The organism is Clostridium sp. CM036 (assembly GCF_055081135.1).
The window spans coordinates 2,350,292-2,366,179 of record NZ_CM143652.1; the positions used below are offsets into that span (position 1 = coordinate 2,350,292).

At 30.6% G+C, this 15,888-nt stretch carries 15 protein-coding genes; 5 read left to right on the plus strand and 10 right to left on the minus strand.

What is annotated here, in order from left to right; all coding sequences use genetic code 11:
• Positions 1-4: 4 nt before the first annotated feature.
• A complete protein-coding gene (locus tag ACWJKE_RS11070; RefSeq protein ID WP_216302317.1) occupies positions 5-2,116 on the minus strand; it encodes an efflux RND transporter permease subunit in 2,112 nt (703 codons plus the stop codon).
• Between the two features lie 24 nt (positions 2,117-2,140).
• Positions 2,141-2,764 carry a TetR/AcrR family transcriptional regulator gene (locus ACWJKE_RS11075; protein WP_216302318.1) on the minus strand — a complete coding sequence of 208 codons (624 nt, stop codon included), beginning with the start codon at positions 2,762-2,764 and terminating at the stop codon, positions 2,141-2,143.
• A 317-nt stretch (positions 2,765-3,081) separates the two neighbouring features.
• Here ACWJKE_RS11075 and ACWJKE_RS11080 point away from each other — a divergent pair, with 317 nt between their 5' ends.
• A complete protein-coding gene (locus ACWJKE_RS11080) occupies positions 3,082-4,188 on the plus strand; it encodes an AI-2E family transporter (protein WP_216302319.1) in 1,107 nt (368 codons plus the stop codon).
• Between the two features lie 105 nt (positions 4,189-4,293).
• On the opposite strand, the gene tsaD is transcribed toward ACWJKE_RS11080, so the two are convergent.
• Positions 4,294-5,316 carry a tRNA (adenosine(37)-N6)-threonylcarbamoyltransferase complex transferase subunit TsaD gene (gene tsaD, locus ACWJKE_RS11085; protein WP_216302320.1) on the minus strand — a complete coding sequence of 341 codons (1,023 nt, stop codon included), beginning with the start codon at positions 5,314-5,316 and terminating at the stop codon, positions 4,294-4,296.
• A 399-nt stretch (positions 5,317-5,715) separates the two neighbouring features.
• On the opposite strand from tsaD, the gene ACWJKE_RS11090 reads away from it, so the two are divergent.
• From ACWJKE_RS11090 to ACWJKE_RS11100, 3 genes are all read left to right on the plus strand, one after another.
• Entirely contained in the window at positions 5,716-6,354 is a 639-nt protein-coding gene (locus ACWJKE_RS11090; protein ID WP_216302321.1) for a RusA family crossover junction endodeoxyribonuclease, read from the plus strand.
• A gap of 127 nt (positions 6,355-6,481) precedes the next feature.
• Positions 6,482-6,625, plus strand: a complete 144-nt coding sequence (locus ACWJKE_RS11095) for a hypothetical protein (RefSeq protein ID WP_216302322.1) — start codon at positions 6,482-6,484, stop codon at positions 6,623-6,625.
• Positions 6,626-6,894: 269 nt separating this feature from the next.
• A complete protein-coding gene (locus tag ACWJKE_RS11100) occupies positions 6,895-7,923 on the plus strand; it encodes a branched-chain amino acid aminotransferase (RefSeq protein ID WP_216302323.1) in 1,029 nt (342 codons plus the stop codon).
• Positions 7,924-8,136: 213 nt separating this feature from the next.
• Here the strand turns inward: ACWJKE_RS11100 and ACWJKE_RS11105 are convergent, their stop codons facing one another.
• The 4 genes from ACWJKE_RS11105 to glgP all read right to left on the minus strand — a co-directional run bounded on the left by ACWJKE_RS11105 (position 8,137) and on the right by glgP (position 13,111).
• The gene (locus ACWJKE_RS11105) at positions 8,137-9,510 is read right to left on the minus strand and encodes an NAD(P)/FAD-dependent oxidoreductase (protein ID WP_462958824.1); all 1,374 of its coding nucleotides are present in this window, start codon (positions 9,508-9,510) and stop codon (positions 8,137-8,139) included.
• Positions 9,511-10,077: 567 nt separating this feature from the next.
• The gene (locus ACWJKE_RS11110) at positions 10,078-10,638 is read right to left on the minus strand and encodes a VanZ family protein (protein ID WP_462958825.1); all 561 of its coding nucleotides are present in this window, start codon (positions 10,636-10,638) and stop codon (positions 10,078-10,080) included.
• 217 nt (positions 10,639-10,855) lie between these two features.
• A complete protein-coding gene (locus ACWJKE_RS11115) occupies positions 10,856-11,011 on the minus strand; it encodes a recombinase family protein (RefSeq protein WP_462958826.1) in 156 nt (51 codons plus the stop codon).
• A gap of 480 nt (positions 11,012-11,491) precedes the next feature.
• A complete protein-coding gene (glgP, locus tag ACWJKE_RS11120) occupies positions 11,492-13,111 on the minus strand; it encodes an alpha-glucan family phosphorylase (RefSeq protein WP_462958827.1) in 1,620 nt (539 codons plus the stop codon).
• Between the two features lie 410 nt (positions 13,112-13,521).
• Between glgP and ACWJKE_RS11125 the strand changes: the two genes are divergently transcribed.
• Complete coding sequence (locus ACWJKE_RS11125) at positions 13,522-14,043, plus strand: DUF4230 domain-containing protein (RefSeq protein WP_220320380.1); 522 nt, start codon at positions 13,522-13,524, stop codon at positions 14,041-14,043.
• Between the two features lie 135 nt (positions 14,044-14,178).
• On the opposite strand, the gene ACWJKE_RS11130 is transcribed toward ACWJKE_RS11125, so the two are convergent.
• Genes ACWJKE_RS11130 through ACWJKE_RS11140 form a run of 3 tightly spaced genes read right to left on the minus strand, consistent with a single transcriptional unit; the run spans position 14,179 to position 15,770 of the window.
• Positions 14,179-15,057, minus strand: a complete 879-nt coding sequence (locus ACWJKE_RS11130; RefSeq protein ID WP_216302329.1) for a TPM domain-containing protein — start codon at positions 15,055-15,057, stop codon at positions 14,179-14,181.
• Positions 15,058-15,067: 10 nt separating this feature from the next.
• Positions 15,068-15,175 carry a LemA family protein gene (locus tag ACWJKE_RS11135; protein WP_216302330.1) on the minus strand — a complete coding sequence of 36 codons (108 nt, stop codon included), beginning with the start codon at positions 15,173-15,175 and terminating at the stop codon, positions 15,068-15,070.
• A gap of 22 nt (positions 15,176-15,197) precedes the next feature.
• Positions 15,198-15,770, minus strand: a complete 573-nt coding sequence (locus ACWJKE_RS11140; RefSeq protein WP_462958828.1) for a GNAT family N-acetyltransferase — start codon at positions 15,768-15,770, stop codon at positions 15,198-15,200.
• Between the last annotated feature and the right edge of the window lie 118 nt (positions 15,771-15,888).

Here is a 15,888-nt window from a genome sequence, read left to right on the forward strand (position 1 = left end):
CTTCTTAATTTTCTGATTGTGATTCTGATTTTAGTTCACTACTTGCTTGTGTTTTAGATTTAAAATTTCTACTCGTAATTATTATTAATTTTTCACTTACTAATAGTATAGATGGAAGAACAAAAAGGATAATTCCCATACTTATTACTGCTCCCCTTGCCATCATTGTGCATAGTGAACTTATCATTTCCATGTCAGAAATGATCGCTACCCCTGCAGTAGCTGCGAAAAAGGTTAATGCACTGGTTACAATAGATTTAGCAGAGCCCTTAACTGCGATTTCCATAGCCTTGTTTTTCTCGTATCCATTTCTCATTTCTTCTCTAAATCTTGTTGTCAGTAATATTGCATAGTCAACTGTAGCCCCCAACTGTATAGTTCCAATAACTATAGATGCTACAAATGGAATCACATTTCCCATATAACATGAAATTGCCATATTTATGAATATTGCGAGCTGTATAGCTAAGACCAGAATTACTGGCAAAGATACAGATGCAAACACTATAAGTATTATAGCGAATATTGCGCCAATAGATGCTATGCTAACATGTTTAAAGTCAACATCCGCTATTTCTGTCAAATCTTTAGTAAGAGGTCCTTCTCCTGAAACCATTGATTTCGGGTCATATTGTTTTGTAACTTTAATTACTTCATCTATCTGATCATTTTCTTCTTTTGTAGCTGCCTTATATTTAGAATTTGCCATTATTAGTTTATATCCGCCCTTTTGAACAATGGCTTTAATATCTTCTGGGATAAAGCTTTCTGGAATAAGTGGTCCTAAGTACTTATCTGAAGCAAGTACCTTGTCAATTCCATCTACCTTTTCTATTTTCTTTACCATTTCCTTAACTTTATCAGTTTCAAGCTTATCATTTATTACAATAAAGTGTGTCGAAGTCATATTGTAATCTTTCTTTAGTTTATTTGTTGCCACAATAGAATCCAAATTCTTTGGTAGCGATTCATCTAAGTTATAATAAACCTTAGTGTGGTTATTTCCGTAAATAGCTGGTATAAATGCAAGTAAAAATACTATAGTTATTACTTTATAGTGTTTGGTAGCCAGTTTTGATGTTTTATCAAATTCAGGTAATATGGTTTTGTGACTAAATCTATGAATAGGTTTATCAAACACTAAAATTAATGCAGGCAATACTGTTACCGTAGTTATAACCCCAAGCAAAACGCCCTTTGCCATTACTAGCCCGATATCCTTACCTAATGCAAGTTGCATGGTACATAATGCTAAGAAACCTGCTATAGTTGTGAGTGAGCTTCCGGATATAGCGACCATGGTATTTGCTATAGCATCACCCATTGCCCCTATACGATCATTTGGCATAAGTTCTCTTTCCTCATCGTATCTATGAAGTAAAAATATTGAATAATCCATAGTTACACCAAGTTGAAGTACTGCTGCTAATGCCTTTGTTACATAAGAAATTTGCCCTAAGAATATATTTGTTCCCATATTATATAATATGGCATACCCTATCCCTAACAAGAAAATAAATGGAATTATAACTGATTGCATTGTTAAAGATAAAACTACGACTGATAGTATTACTGCAATCATTACATAAAATGGTGTTTCTTTATCCGATAAATCTTTAGTATCCTTTACAATTGCCGATATACCACTTAAATAACATTGTTTATTTGTTACCTTCCTTATATTGGTTATACCATTTTGTGTGGCTTCTGAAGATGCTGATTCTTTAAATTTAATTATTAACATAGTAGAATTGCCACTATAAAAAGAGCTTTTAATTTCATCTGGCAAAATCTCCTTAGGTATAGTAGTATCTAAAATATCATCTACCCAAATAATTTTTTCTACACCTTTAACCTTTGAAACCTTTTCTTTTATTTTTAAAACATCCTTGCCTTCCATATTATCAACAATAAGCATTGAAGTGGCTGCGTTTGAGAATGTTTTGTCTAAAATATTTTGTCCCTTCATGGAATCAAGTTCTTGTGGTAGATAGGTAAGAAGATCATAATTTATTTTTGTGTTTACCATTCCAATTACGGATGGAACCAGTAGCAATGTAGAAATAATTAAAATTATTATCCTATTTTTAGCTATAAAATGTCCGAACTTTTTCAATTAGGTCATCCCTCCCTTAGAAAATTAATTTTGCAATATTTTCTTAATAGTTTTAAATAACACAGGTTTCATATTATCTATAGTATCTGGTTCCTCTAAAATAATTGAGCTATAGCAAACCGAACCTGTTAGTTCAATAATCATAAATAATATCTTTTCAGCTTGCGATATACACATCGTTTCGCTCACTATATTATCCATAAATACTTTTGCGATTTCCTTCATTTCGTTATACTCCAAAGGTTCTGCTATCACCTTTCTATAAATACCCCAAGAAAGATTTTTATATATAAGCCTTAGAAGCTTTTTATCTTCCCTTAAATATTCAATTATATAATCTACAAAGAATATTACTTTATCATTAAATTCTTCAAACTCCTTATTCATAGATACCTCAATAGCTTCTTTTAAAACTTTTGAACTCTTTCTTAAGACTATCAAATCAATAATGTGATATTTGTCTTTAAAATAAAGGTAAAAAGTTCCTTTGGCAACTCCTGCTCCTTTTACAATATCGTTTATAGCAGTGTCATTAATCCCTTTAGTTGTAAAAAGTTCATAAGCTGAGTCGTATAATCTCTTTTTCTTCTTTAATTTGTTCATTTCCGATTTACTTTGTTTTTCTTTAATAATTTCAACTTTTTTCATAATGCATTTACCACCTAGGTTTTAATTTTAATTTATGACCATCGGTCATTTGTTCACCATACTTATTTATTATATACTTTTATTACCATTAGTCAATAATAATATTGTAAATATATTGTAAATATCCATAATATTGTTATTTGTTAATTGCTAACTTAAATACTTACTAACCGTCCCGCAAAAAACAAAAATATTCACTATAAACCTTATAGTGACCTGAAATATGTTATAAATATTCTTTAATTTTTATATTTATGATATACTTACATCATCGTATTATTTTTAAAATAATTATTAATTAAGGAAGTGAATTGAGCTTGTTCAAAGATAAAAAAATCCCTTATTTAAATTTAATCCCTATAATCTTATTATCGCTTATTTTATTTCGAATAGTATACCACATAGAATTAGTTACCAATGCCCTTAGTATTTTTATATCATACATAAGTTCATTTATATGGGCATTCGGTATAGCCTACTTATTAAACCCCGTAATGGTCAATATTGAAAAAAAGTTCCATACAAAGCGTAATCTAACTCTACTTATTATGTATATATGTGTTTTAGGCATAATAGTTTTTAGTATCACTATACTAACGCCTAGTATAGGTGAAAGTATTCGCGAACTAACAGTTTCAACTCCCGAATATATATCTAAAACTCGAATTTGGTTTTATGAAAATATGGATAAGGTTCAATTGCTTGATAAATATGGTGTAACTAAATATTTAGACGAAACTACCTTAACACTTATGTCTAACTTAAGTAAATATCTAAATACCGGTATCAGTGTTGCCTTGCTAACAGCCGTAGGTTTCACCTCTTCTTTTATGAAATTTCTGCTTGGATTTGTTGTATCTTTGTATCTTTTAAAGGATAAAGAATCCTTAATATTAAATATAAAGAGACTGATTTATGCTATCTTAAAAAAAGAAAATGCAGATGGTTTTATAAAATTTAGCAAAGAAGCCAATTATATCTTTTCAGGTTTTGTTATCGGAAAATTTATTGACTCTGTTATCATTGGTATTATATGCTTTGTAGGACTTAGTATTTTTAGAATACCTAATACTATACTTATAAGCTTAATAGTTGGAATTACAAATATGATTCCTTATTTCGGACCATTAATTGGAATGGTTCCTGCTTTTTTCATTACCCTATTCTTTAGCCCTATAAAGGCTTTTTGGGTGCTTATATTCATTATTATTCTTCAGCAATTTGATGGATTATATTTAGGGCCAAAGATCCTTGGGAAATCTGTTGGTTTAAGCCCTTTACTTATTATCCTTGCAATACTCATAGGTGGCGGAACCTTTGGGGTTCTTGGAATGTTCCTTGCAGTACCCACAATGGCGATTATTTTACTGATAGTTGAAAGATTCATTAACAGGAAGCTTGCGGAAAAGGATATTGAATTATAAGAATATTTTCAAAAAGGAATGCAGATATATTGTAATATATCCGCATTCCTTTTTTATATAAAATTCACTATGTTCGTTCTTTAGTAACTCTATATTTATATTATCCTATCTTTCTCCAAGTTTTAAGTTCGGTATCGCATTTAGCGTTAGCGGTGAAATTCTTCCTTTAATTAATTCAAAGTAAGCTGCACTTCCAATCATAGCTGCGTTATCAGTGCAAAGTATCATTTCTGGAAACAAAACTTTTATGTTCTTCTTTTGCCCTTCTTTTATCATTGTCTCTCTAAGGCAAGAATTTGATGCCACACCACCCGCTATTGTTATTTTATCTACGCCTTTAATTTCACATGCCTCTAGAGCATTATGAACCAAAACATCAACCACTGCCTTTTGAAAAGATGCGGCCACATCTGGTACATTAATTGTTTCATTTTTCATATTCATTTTATTCAGATAATTTAGCACCGAAGATTTAACCCCACTAAAAGAAAAGTCTAAAGTATCTTCATGAAATTTAGCTTTTGGAAATTTTATAGCACCTGCATTGCCTTCTTTTGCTATTTTATCTATTTTAGGACCACCAGGGTATCCTAGCCCAATTGCCCGAGCCACCTTATCAAAGGCTTCTCCTGCTGCATCATCTCTAGTTTGAGCCATAACCTCAAATTCACCGTGGTCCTTCATATATACAATAAATGTATGTCCACCCGAAACTACCAAACACATAAATGGTGGTTCAAGTTCTTTATATTGAATAAAATTGGCACTTATATGACCTTCTATATGATTAACTCCAATTAAAGGTTTATTCGTTGCATATGCGAGCCCCTTAGCATATTGAACTCCTACCAGTAGTGCCCCTACTAGCCCTGGGCCATAAGTTACTCCTATTGCATCTATATCGTCTAATGTAACTTTAGCCTCGTCCAACGCCTCTTGAACTACAGCACTTATTGCTTCTATATGCTTTCTAGATGCCACCTCAGGAACAACACCCCCAAACTTTTCATGTATATCAATTTGTGATGCAATTATATTTGATAGAATCTCACGACCATTCACGACTACTGCCGCCGCTGTCTCATCACAACTCGATTCAATTGCAAGTATTTTAATATCCTTTTCCATTGTTTTTACCACCTTTAATATAGTTTATATAATTTTTTCTCTATATTCATAAAAACATCCTAAGAACTTTATGTTCAATGAATGTTTACATCTGTTAATAACATAAATTAATTATACTTTATTAACTTTAGCATATCAAATTTTTATATGCATTTCCAAGTGAGTACACTTACTTACTTAAGTGTACTCACTTACTTACTTAAGTGTACTCACTTACTTACTTAAGTGTACATAAATAGATTTAAACTAAGTATCTACCTTTCTATGATATAATTGCATATATGATTATATTATAGAAAGTTCAATTAAGTCATCAAAAAATAACAAATCAAATATTCAAACTTTTTTGAATATGGCTATTAGTTATTATCTATTTAAGATAGATCCTAGGAGGGACATATGAGTAACACCTACGCAAAGGTCATAATAAAAGGCTCACCTATTTCAAAATCTAATTTTAAACTTTTCAACATGAATGGCAGAGCTATTTTACCTTATAATTCCGGGAAGTACCATGATAGATACGCTCTGTATGAGGAAGAGATTGCTTATCAATGCAGAATCCAAAACTGTAATATTTTTTTAACAGAATCCCTTATTGCTGTTCTAAAAGTATATTATAAAAGTATAAAAAGGCATCCTGATACAAACAACATAACTAAAAGCATTTTCGATGGTATAGAGAAAAGTGGTCTTATAGTAAATGATGCCCAAGTTACAAGACTTATTATTGAGGAGTTTTATGATAAAGAAAATCCTAGATTTGAATTAGAACTTTTTGCTGAAAGTACATATGCTATGAATTACGCAATAGTTGAAAAAAAAGAAAAACAGCAACCTATAAATTACGATCCACCCTCAAATAAAAAAAACACCATAGGTGCTAAAGTAAATAAGCCAAAATCTGTGGCTCTTAACAGCTCTACGTCAAAACTAATATGTGAAATATGTAGAAAGCCGGTGTCAAAGGATGAATGCATTTCAGCCAATAAGGGTAAAACTACTATATGCAAAAACTGCTTCAAAAAATTATTTTAGTAAAAGCTCAAACCATTCTAACTTGTAAAATGGTTTGAGCTTTTACTATTTACACATACATATTACAAAAAAATCTGGCTATGCTATTAATATACCTACTACAAAAATATGAAGGGAGATATAACTCATGAACAGAAATAAAAAGACTAAAAACAAAAAAGTTAATGACGCAATAGCTAATATGGAAAACAGCACAAGTTTTCAATCTATAAATGATATTAATAGCAGTAAGAGTAAAGATAAAAATAATATTCCCGAAGTGTCAAATTAATAACTTAATCATCTCAAAATAAACATTTAAAGAATGAATAAAAAGTTGCATTAATGCAACTTTTTATTCATTCTTTAAATGTTTTAAATTTAGCTTATTAAAATACTGAAAATACTGAAAAAGCTATAGCCGTACATATTTTATGTTACAATAATACTCATATTCTATCTTATACGAATTTTTACAACATTTAGAATTTAATATTATATTTATACTGTTGTATAAACCATCGTTTAAATAAAAACCAATTACAAAATAGGGGGATTAATATGACCGCAAATGTTAACATCGATTGGAATAAATTAGGTTTTACTTATAGCAAGACAGACTTACGTTATATTTCAATATGGAATAATGGCAAATGGGATGACGGAAAACTAGTTGAAGATAACAAACTTTGTATAAGTGAAGCTTCAACCGCTCTTCATTATGGCCAACAATGTTTTGAAGGATTAAAAGCTTATCGTACAAAAAAAGGCAATATCCAATTGTTTAGACCTTACGAAAACGCCAAGCGTTTGATGAACAGTTGTTCACGCGTTCTCATGCCTGAGATCCCCGTTGAAAAATTTGTTGATGCATGTATCCAAGTTGTTAAAGCAAACGAAAAATTTGTTCCACCATATGGAACCGGAGCAACACTTTATCTTAGACCTTATATGATAGGTATTGGGGATAACCTTGGCGTAAGTACAGCTCCTGAATTTTTATTTGGAATATTCTGTTGCCCTGTAGGCGCTTACTTCAAAGGAGGACTAGCCCCAGTAAACTTTATGACATCTGATGACTATGATAGAGCCGCCCCTTATGGAACAGGCAATGTAAAAGTTGGAGGAAACTATGCTGCAAGCCTTCTTGCCTATGAAAAAGCTAAAGAAAAAGGATTTGCTGACTGTGTCTACCTTGATCCAGCAACTCATACCACCATCGAAGAAGTTGGTTCTGCAAACTTCTTTGGAATTACAAATGATAATATATTTGTAACCCCAAAATCACCATCAATACTTCCTAGCATAACTAAGCGCTCATTACTTTATCTTGCAAAAGAATATTTAAAAATGGAAGTACAAGAAAGAGATGTCGCAATAAGTACTCTTAGTGAATTTAAAGAAGCAGGTGCTTGTGGAACTGCTGCTGTAATAACGCCTATTGGTGGTATAGAATATAACGGTAAACTTCATGTTTTCCACAGCGAGACAGAAGTGGGCCCAGTTACTACAAAGCTTTATGATACTCTTTACGGAATCCAATTTGGAGAAATAAAATCTCCTGAAGGCTGGATTGTGGAAGTAAAATAATCATTTTATAACAAAAAACAACTTCAAAAGGGCCTGTAAGTAATTTTGTGTAAACAGAATAAAAAGTACTCTTTCTTGCCAATAATTGAGATAAGCTAATTATCAAAAATTGCAAGGAGGAGTATTTTTATGTCAAATATTTCGAAAGATATTTTAAAGAGGTCATATTTATTCATAATCCTATAGATACGTTTTAAACTATATAAAATGTTATTACAAACCCTTTTGTATCTTATTATTGTTTAACAAATACCTACCGAGATATACTGCGCTTGCAGCCGCCTGTGATAAAGAATAGGTTGTTCCTGAACAATCTCCTAAAACATAAAGTCCCTCTTGTTTGGTCTCAAAATATTCATTAGTACTAATTTCAGGTTCATAAAATTTTGCATCAATTCCATATAATAAAGTGTCTTCAGAAATCTCTTTTCCTATTATATCTTCTATTGATTTAATAATTTTTAATAGTGCATCTATATAAATCTTCGGAATTTCATTATATAGATTTCCACCCTCACCTTCAATCGACGGCTGAATACTATTTTTAGTAAGTTGTTCTTTTGTAGTTGCCCTATTATTTTTTAAATCCTCAAATCTTTGAAGTACTATTCTTTCTCTATCTTTATTTATAGATTTTATTATACTTGTGGCATATTCGTTCGCCTCAATAAAACAAGAAAAATATTTTGGTACAAGAATAGAAAAATTTAAGTTACAACTCGGACTGTCTGTTTCAAGATAATTTTGACCATCAGCCATTACGATGCCTTTTTGAAACTTTTTGATTACTTTTCCTTTAGGATTCATACAATAAGTTGTAGCTTCAAATCCATCACCTTTGTAATTAATCTTAATTTCAAAAGAATCTTTAAGAATAGAGTCTAACTGATCACCCTTCATTTCAACCCTTACCCCTAAATCCAGCCTTTTTCTATAGGGCTCAATATTAAAAGCTTGACAATATTTCAGAAATTCCGCTCCTCCACTTATACCTGTAGCTAATATAACTATCTTAGACTGGAAAACATTTTCTTTACTATTCAAGTTAAATACATTATTCATTTTATCTATAGAAGTTATATCTAACTCAAACTTAATATCTACCTTATCCTTAAGATGTGAATACATTTTATTTAAAATTCCATAAGACAATGCTGTTCCTAAATGTCTTACTTTTGTAGTTAGTATATTATAATTTTTCTCTTTTACTCTTCTACTAAGTTCTTCATTCTCTGTACTATATAATTTAACTGTGTCTGCACCAAATAGACATAAGATATTATCAATACATTCCATTAATTCTAGTGCAGTTCTGTTTCCTATTTTTTCACCTAAATAACCACCAAAATCATTAGTGTAATTAAATTTTCCCTCAGACCTACCCATACCACCAAAACCTTGAAATTTATTACATGGTTTACAATGGATACATCTTTTGCTTAATCCGTTTTCCATTGGACATACCCTGTCTATAAATTTTCTTCCCTTTTCTATCATCAGTATTTTTAATTTTGATTTTGTCTGTACCAGAGTATATGCGAGGAACATCCCACTAACTCCTGACCCTACTATAGTAATATCATACATATATTTATTCCTTTCATATCTCTTAAAAATATTTTAATATTAGGGGGCTGTACCCGATATTGTCAATTAGGCACCAATTATGCAGTTAAATTTTGGTTTCACGGCATCTAACTTTTCTTTGTTTTTTAGATATATGAGTGTAAACTAAGTAGACTGAGACTATACATATATAGTATGTATCGTTTCATAGAGGCCCCCCAATGCAAATTAAAAATCATGTTAATTTATAAATCCCTTATTTATATTAACATGATTTGATTTATAAAGTAATATTTTCAAAGGATTATAGAAATGAAGCTGATGCAAAGAACTGTTTTACCGAAGGAGATGGTAGTTGTAATAAATATAGGCTAATATGGTAATTCTATTGCCGTTTTGGTTCCAGTATAATTTGGAAAAGTTTAAAAAATAAAGTTTCATGGAAAACGAGAGAACAAAAAAAGAGTGTACCTCATGAAAGTAATTAATTTCAATGGATACACTCTTTTTCGTTTTAACTATTCCCTAAATTGTAAAATAAGAGGGGTTTTAGGACATATACCAATATTTTCTACAATACTAATGAACTTACAGTCTTAGTTTCTTAGTATAATATTGTTTAACTCTATGAGCTAAATAATAGAAAGCAAATCCGATACCACATCCAACTGTATTTAAAATAAGATCATCAATATCAGATACCCTACTAATAAATGGAAGTTGCATTATTTCAATGATTAAGGAAGTAATAAAGCCTATTGTAATCACTTTTGAAAAACTATCTAATTTTGAAAATGTAAGAGGTATTATGATACCGATAGGGATAAACATAGCAGTATTTCCAATTACATTAATCAGTGTATCTCGGATAGAGCCTTCATAATCAAAAAGATTAACTAATGGAATAAAATTTATTCTGAATGGATAAATTTTATTCATTTCCAAAGTAAGTGGCTGTATATGACCATTGACTAAATCAAAAGGAAAGAAAGTAAATCTTAGTATTACAGCTACACAAAAGAATATAAACGCTATTTTAAGTTCATATTTCCAATTAATCTGCTTATTTTTAGAATTAATTATAATCCTACTTATTATCCAGGTTGCTATAACAATCATAACAATCGTATAGTAATATATTTCTATCATAGTTACTCCTATCTATTATCTAAACAATTCTTGTTATATTTATATATCCTTAAATTAGGAATAACAAAAATTTTATTTATTATTTAAACGCTATAATTTTTCTGATAGTGTATATATTACAACAGAGAAATGCATTTTGCAATAGTTGAAGAATAGATTACGGTAGTAATGATTTTTATATACTATAAAAAATCATTAAAAATGGATTAAAATAGAATTATATAGTAATATTCTTAAGTTTCTCTCTATCCAAAGTTGCTCCAGATATTTTTTCTTGATAAATAATATCTACTCCAATTTCATTTAATTGTTTAATTTGTATTTCTTCATTTTGGTCCTGTGAGCTTACACGAACATATCCTATTTTTCTCAAATGTCTGCCTCCATTCTGATACAAGTCTTATGGGACAGTTCAAATACTTATTTTTTCATGACTAATCAATTATACCAATAGGGCGTACCTAATGACACTATTAAAATATGTTTCACTGGGGTTATAAAAAGGATATATGGAATGTTTCAAATAGAAATAGGCTTGATCAACAATTATAAAACAATATATAGCCACATGTTGGATATTACTTCCATCATGTGGCCTATTTTTACCCGTATGTTGGCTGTACCCGCCCCCCCCCGAAAAGGTATATTAGCCTGTTAATATGAGGCAGTACGGCATCCCTGTGTACTTAAAAGTAATATATTACATAATAATATCAAATATTAGTATTAAGTAACATTCAAACTGAAAGTAACACAATACTAATTGTGTTACTTTCACATTGAGTCTATTTCCCAATCCTTAAAAATTTCATTTTGAAGAGACTGTAAATAGTTTTGAAGTTGTTTTTATATTTTATTTTATATACATCTTGTTATAGTATTCGTCCAACATTCTCTCTACTGAAAATTCATAGCTTGTAGTTTTAATACTTTCTTTCATCATCTCTATCCACTTTTCTCTATTTTCATAATAGGTAGTCATAACCCTATTTATTAAAGTATCATAAAGAGCTTCTGTATCATGTTTATCTAATTCTACTTCTGATAAATCATCAAGACCCACTGCATCTCCAAACTGCCATCCATTTACACCATCCTTGCAAGCTTCCGGCCACCACCCATCTAGAATAGAGCAGTTAAGTACACCATTCATCGCAGCCTTCATTCCCGAAGTTCCGCTAGCTTCTAAAGGTCTCCTTGGATTATTCAACCAAACATCCGAGCCCCTAGTTAGCATCCTTCCTATATTCATGTCATAATTTTCTAAAAACACTACGCTATTTGGATACTTCTTCATCATCCTTACAAGCTTTGCTACTATTTCTTTTCCTGTATCATCAAGTGGATGAGCTTTTCCTGAGAATACGATTTGAACTTTTCCACTTTGGAGTAATGGAGAAATAATTTCTTCATCAGTAAATATCAAATCGCTTCTCTTATACGGTGCAGCTCTTCTTGCAAATCCGATAAGTAACTTATCCGGATCAAGCGTTATGGCCGTTCTTTCTTTAATAAACGCTATTAATTCCTTTTTAACAGTTATATGGGTACCCCATAGGTCTCCATTATTTTCATATGCCTTAGTGATTCGATCATCTACCCAAGTAGGTTTATGAATTCCATTAGTTATCCCAATAATAGATGGCCTTCCAGCAACTGTTTTCCACATTTTATTTGCAGTTTCCATGTGGAGTTGAGCTACGGCATTAGCCTTTCTTGAAAGCCTAAGTCCTGCTATTGTCATATTAAATGGTTCTCCACCAAATCTAATCATTTGCTGCCTAGTTAATCCATTAAATGCTCCCATGTACTCTAATTTGGAAACATCATGAGATTCATTACCTTCAACTATTGGAGTGTGAGTTGTAAATACTACTTCCTCACGTGTTTTACTCCAAGACTCCTCAAAACTATATCCTGATTGCATTTTTTCTTTAATAAGCTCTGTAGCCGCGAGTGCCGCATGCCCTTCATTGAAATGGTATACATTTATAGGAATTTCCAATGCCCTCAAAGCTTTTACTCCACCAATACCTAGCACCATTTCTTGAGCAATTCTTTCTTCTCCAAACCATCCATACAACTGTCCAGTTATCCAATTGTCACCATTTTCCGGTATATCAGTATCTAAAAGGTATATTGGGTTATTCCCAAATTCCTCTAATTTCCAAACCTTACACACTACATCCAAATTTCTGATTTTAACAGTTACTTTTACCCCTGTATCCTTTAAAAAATCATAATTATAATTATGATATGTATCGTATACTTTTCCATTTCCATCTACAAGTTGCTCAGTATATCCTTGTTTCCACTTGAGACCTATTCCCACTAGTGGTAGATTTAAATCTTTAGCTCCTTTTAAATGGTCACCTGCAAGTATTCCTAGTCCACCTGCATAAGTTTTAAAGTCTGATTGTAGTCCATACTCCATACAAAAATAAGCAACTCTTGGAAGATTGTTAATATCCATTAATTTTCCCTCCTATACTTTTTTAGCACTAACCAATTAAAAATTAAATTTAATTTTTAATTGGTTGTTTTCTTTTGTATTTGTTGTAATTGTATCTTTTATAATCATTATACATAATTTTTTAGTTTAATGCACGCGTTTGCACAAAAAAACATATTTTCCTAAAAATACTTTATTAAGGTTCCTCACTTATTTAAAAATTATCGTTTTTTTTGAATTTCTAGTTTTAAAACTATGCTTTAGTACCATATAATACAATAACTGTACTTATTATTTAATTCTAAGATTCCCTTTAATCGTTATCACCACATATTATAAGGAGTTGTGTTAGTATGAATTTAAAATCCGCCTTTAACCCCCTAAATCGTAAAAATAAATTTATTTTTTTAATATTAATAATCGGGGTAATAATGATTAATTCGATTATAATCAAATTTAATAATGATAAATCTATAACTTCTACCCTTATATCGGAAAGATTGTCTAAAATTTCAGAACTTTCTACATTAAGGTATAATTATTCAAACATAATATCTCTAAGAGATAATAAAAAATTAAAAGATTACTCTATTCCATTTACTGAAAAATCATTTTTAATAAAATACAATGGCTATATTAAAGCTGGAGTAGATTTAAAAGATTTAGATGTTCTTGTCACTAATGATAGCGTTACTATAACTTTAAAAAAAGCTAAAATCTTAGATCATGTAATAAATAGTAAAGACTTATTCATTTATGATGAAAAATCCTCAATGTTTAACAAGCTTAGTATGCAAGATATGATAAACGAAATCAGTAATGAAAAAGTTAAGGTTGAAGCTGATTTAATAAAAACAGGATTTTTAGATAGCGCTAATGCTAATACTAAATTACTTTTACAAGGCATGCTATCAAATATGGGTTTTAAAAATGTAACAATAATTTTCAAATGAAAAATAAAAAGGATACATCCATATGAGGCGCATATGAGACTCCTAAAATTTAATAGTAATTATTTCTAATTATAAAAAAGCAGAAAACACATTGTTTTTCTGCTTTTTAATGTTTAATTTTACAAAATCATTATATTACCATCCTCCAGAAGATCCTCCCCCACTAGATGAACCGCCTCCAAAGCCTCCGGAGTCATCTCCAGAACCTCCGAAGTCTCCAAAAGATCCTCCATCACTTGATGAACCTCCTCCGAAGCCATCACCGTTCCCTATATTACGAACAAATTGAAAAAGCCATAATGCAAAAAATCCTATTACCAGGCTTTTCTTACCCCTTTCAACAAGATCTGAGCTTTCAAGTACATTTGAGTCTTCAAAGACATTTGAGTCTCCAACATATTGTGGAACATTAACGTCCTTATCTAGTTTTACATTGTATTCTTTAGCTATATTATCTGCTAGAGCTGAATATGCTGCACGAAGACCTTCTCCATATTGATTTTCCTTGAATTTGGGAACTGCAAAATCATTCATAACACTTGAGGAATATATATCCGTAACCGCCCCTTCTAGACCTGTGCCTACCTCCACTCTCCACTTTTTTTCTTCCATTGATAATAGAATTAATAATCCATTATTTTTATATTTTTGTCCAATACCAAAGCTTCTAAAAATGCCAGTAGCATAAGATTCTATAGTTTCTCCCTGCAGTGAATCTATAACTACAACAGTAGCCTGCGCACCTGTTTTAGCTTCTAATTCTTTACCTATGGACAAAATATATTCTGCTGATTTACTATCTATCACTTTACCGTAATCATTAACATATTTCAATTCTGTAGCTTTAGGATATTCGGTCTCTGCATTCACTAGCTTCATCGCTGTTATTTGACTCAGTAAAAATATACTTATCATACCTACAAAGATAATTCTCATCTTAATCTTTTCTTTGTTAAGTATTCTCCATGGAATATCATAAATCTTCCTAATTAATTTCATTAAATAATTCTTCATATTGTAACTCCTATTTATTAAAATCAACTTTTGGTAATTCTTTAGCTGATTCACTAGCCTTATAATATGTCTTTTCATCAAATCTAAAAACCCCTGCAATAATGGAGTTAGGAAACAACTTCTTAGTTTGTAATTTCTATTTATAAGTTTTGAACTTGTGTTGGATTAATCCAATGTTCTCTTAAAATTGCATAATGAACAACGTCATAAAAAGTACCTTTAACCTTTACTTCCTGTAGACCTGTTCCTTCATATTTCATTCCACATTTCTGCATAACACGACCCGAACCTTCATTTCCTACATAATGTGTAGCTTCAATGCGATTCAATTCCAATTTTGAAAATGAAAGGTCTAATATTAAACTTAACACCTCTGACATGTAATTATTGTTCCAATATTTCCTATTCAATACATACCCAAAACTTGCTTTATTATGTTGAATACATAGTCTTAAATCAATGCATCCAATACATTTATGCTCTAATTTTAATTCAATTGCAAAAACTCCAATTTTACCTATATAAATTTTTTTTACTACGTCCTCAGTTTGTGATATATCCTTATACGACGGCCATGTTAAATATTTTGTTACAATATCATCACTGGTATATAAGAATACATCATCTACATCCTCTATAGAAAATGGTCTCAGAATTAATCTGTTTGATTCTAAGATAGAGTTCTCTTTTATAATTTCACTATAATCAATCATGTTCTGCACCTCATTATATACAATTTGTGTTTTTCTACCATTATGTAATAATACAATACCAATCAGACATAGCTTCTAAGAATATTATACCATTATATACTGTTTTTACAAACCTATA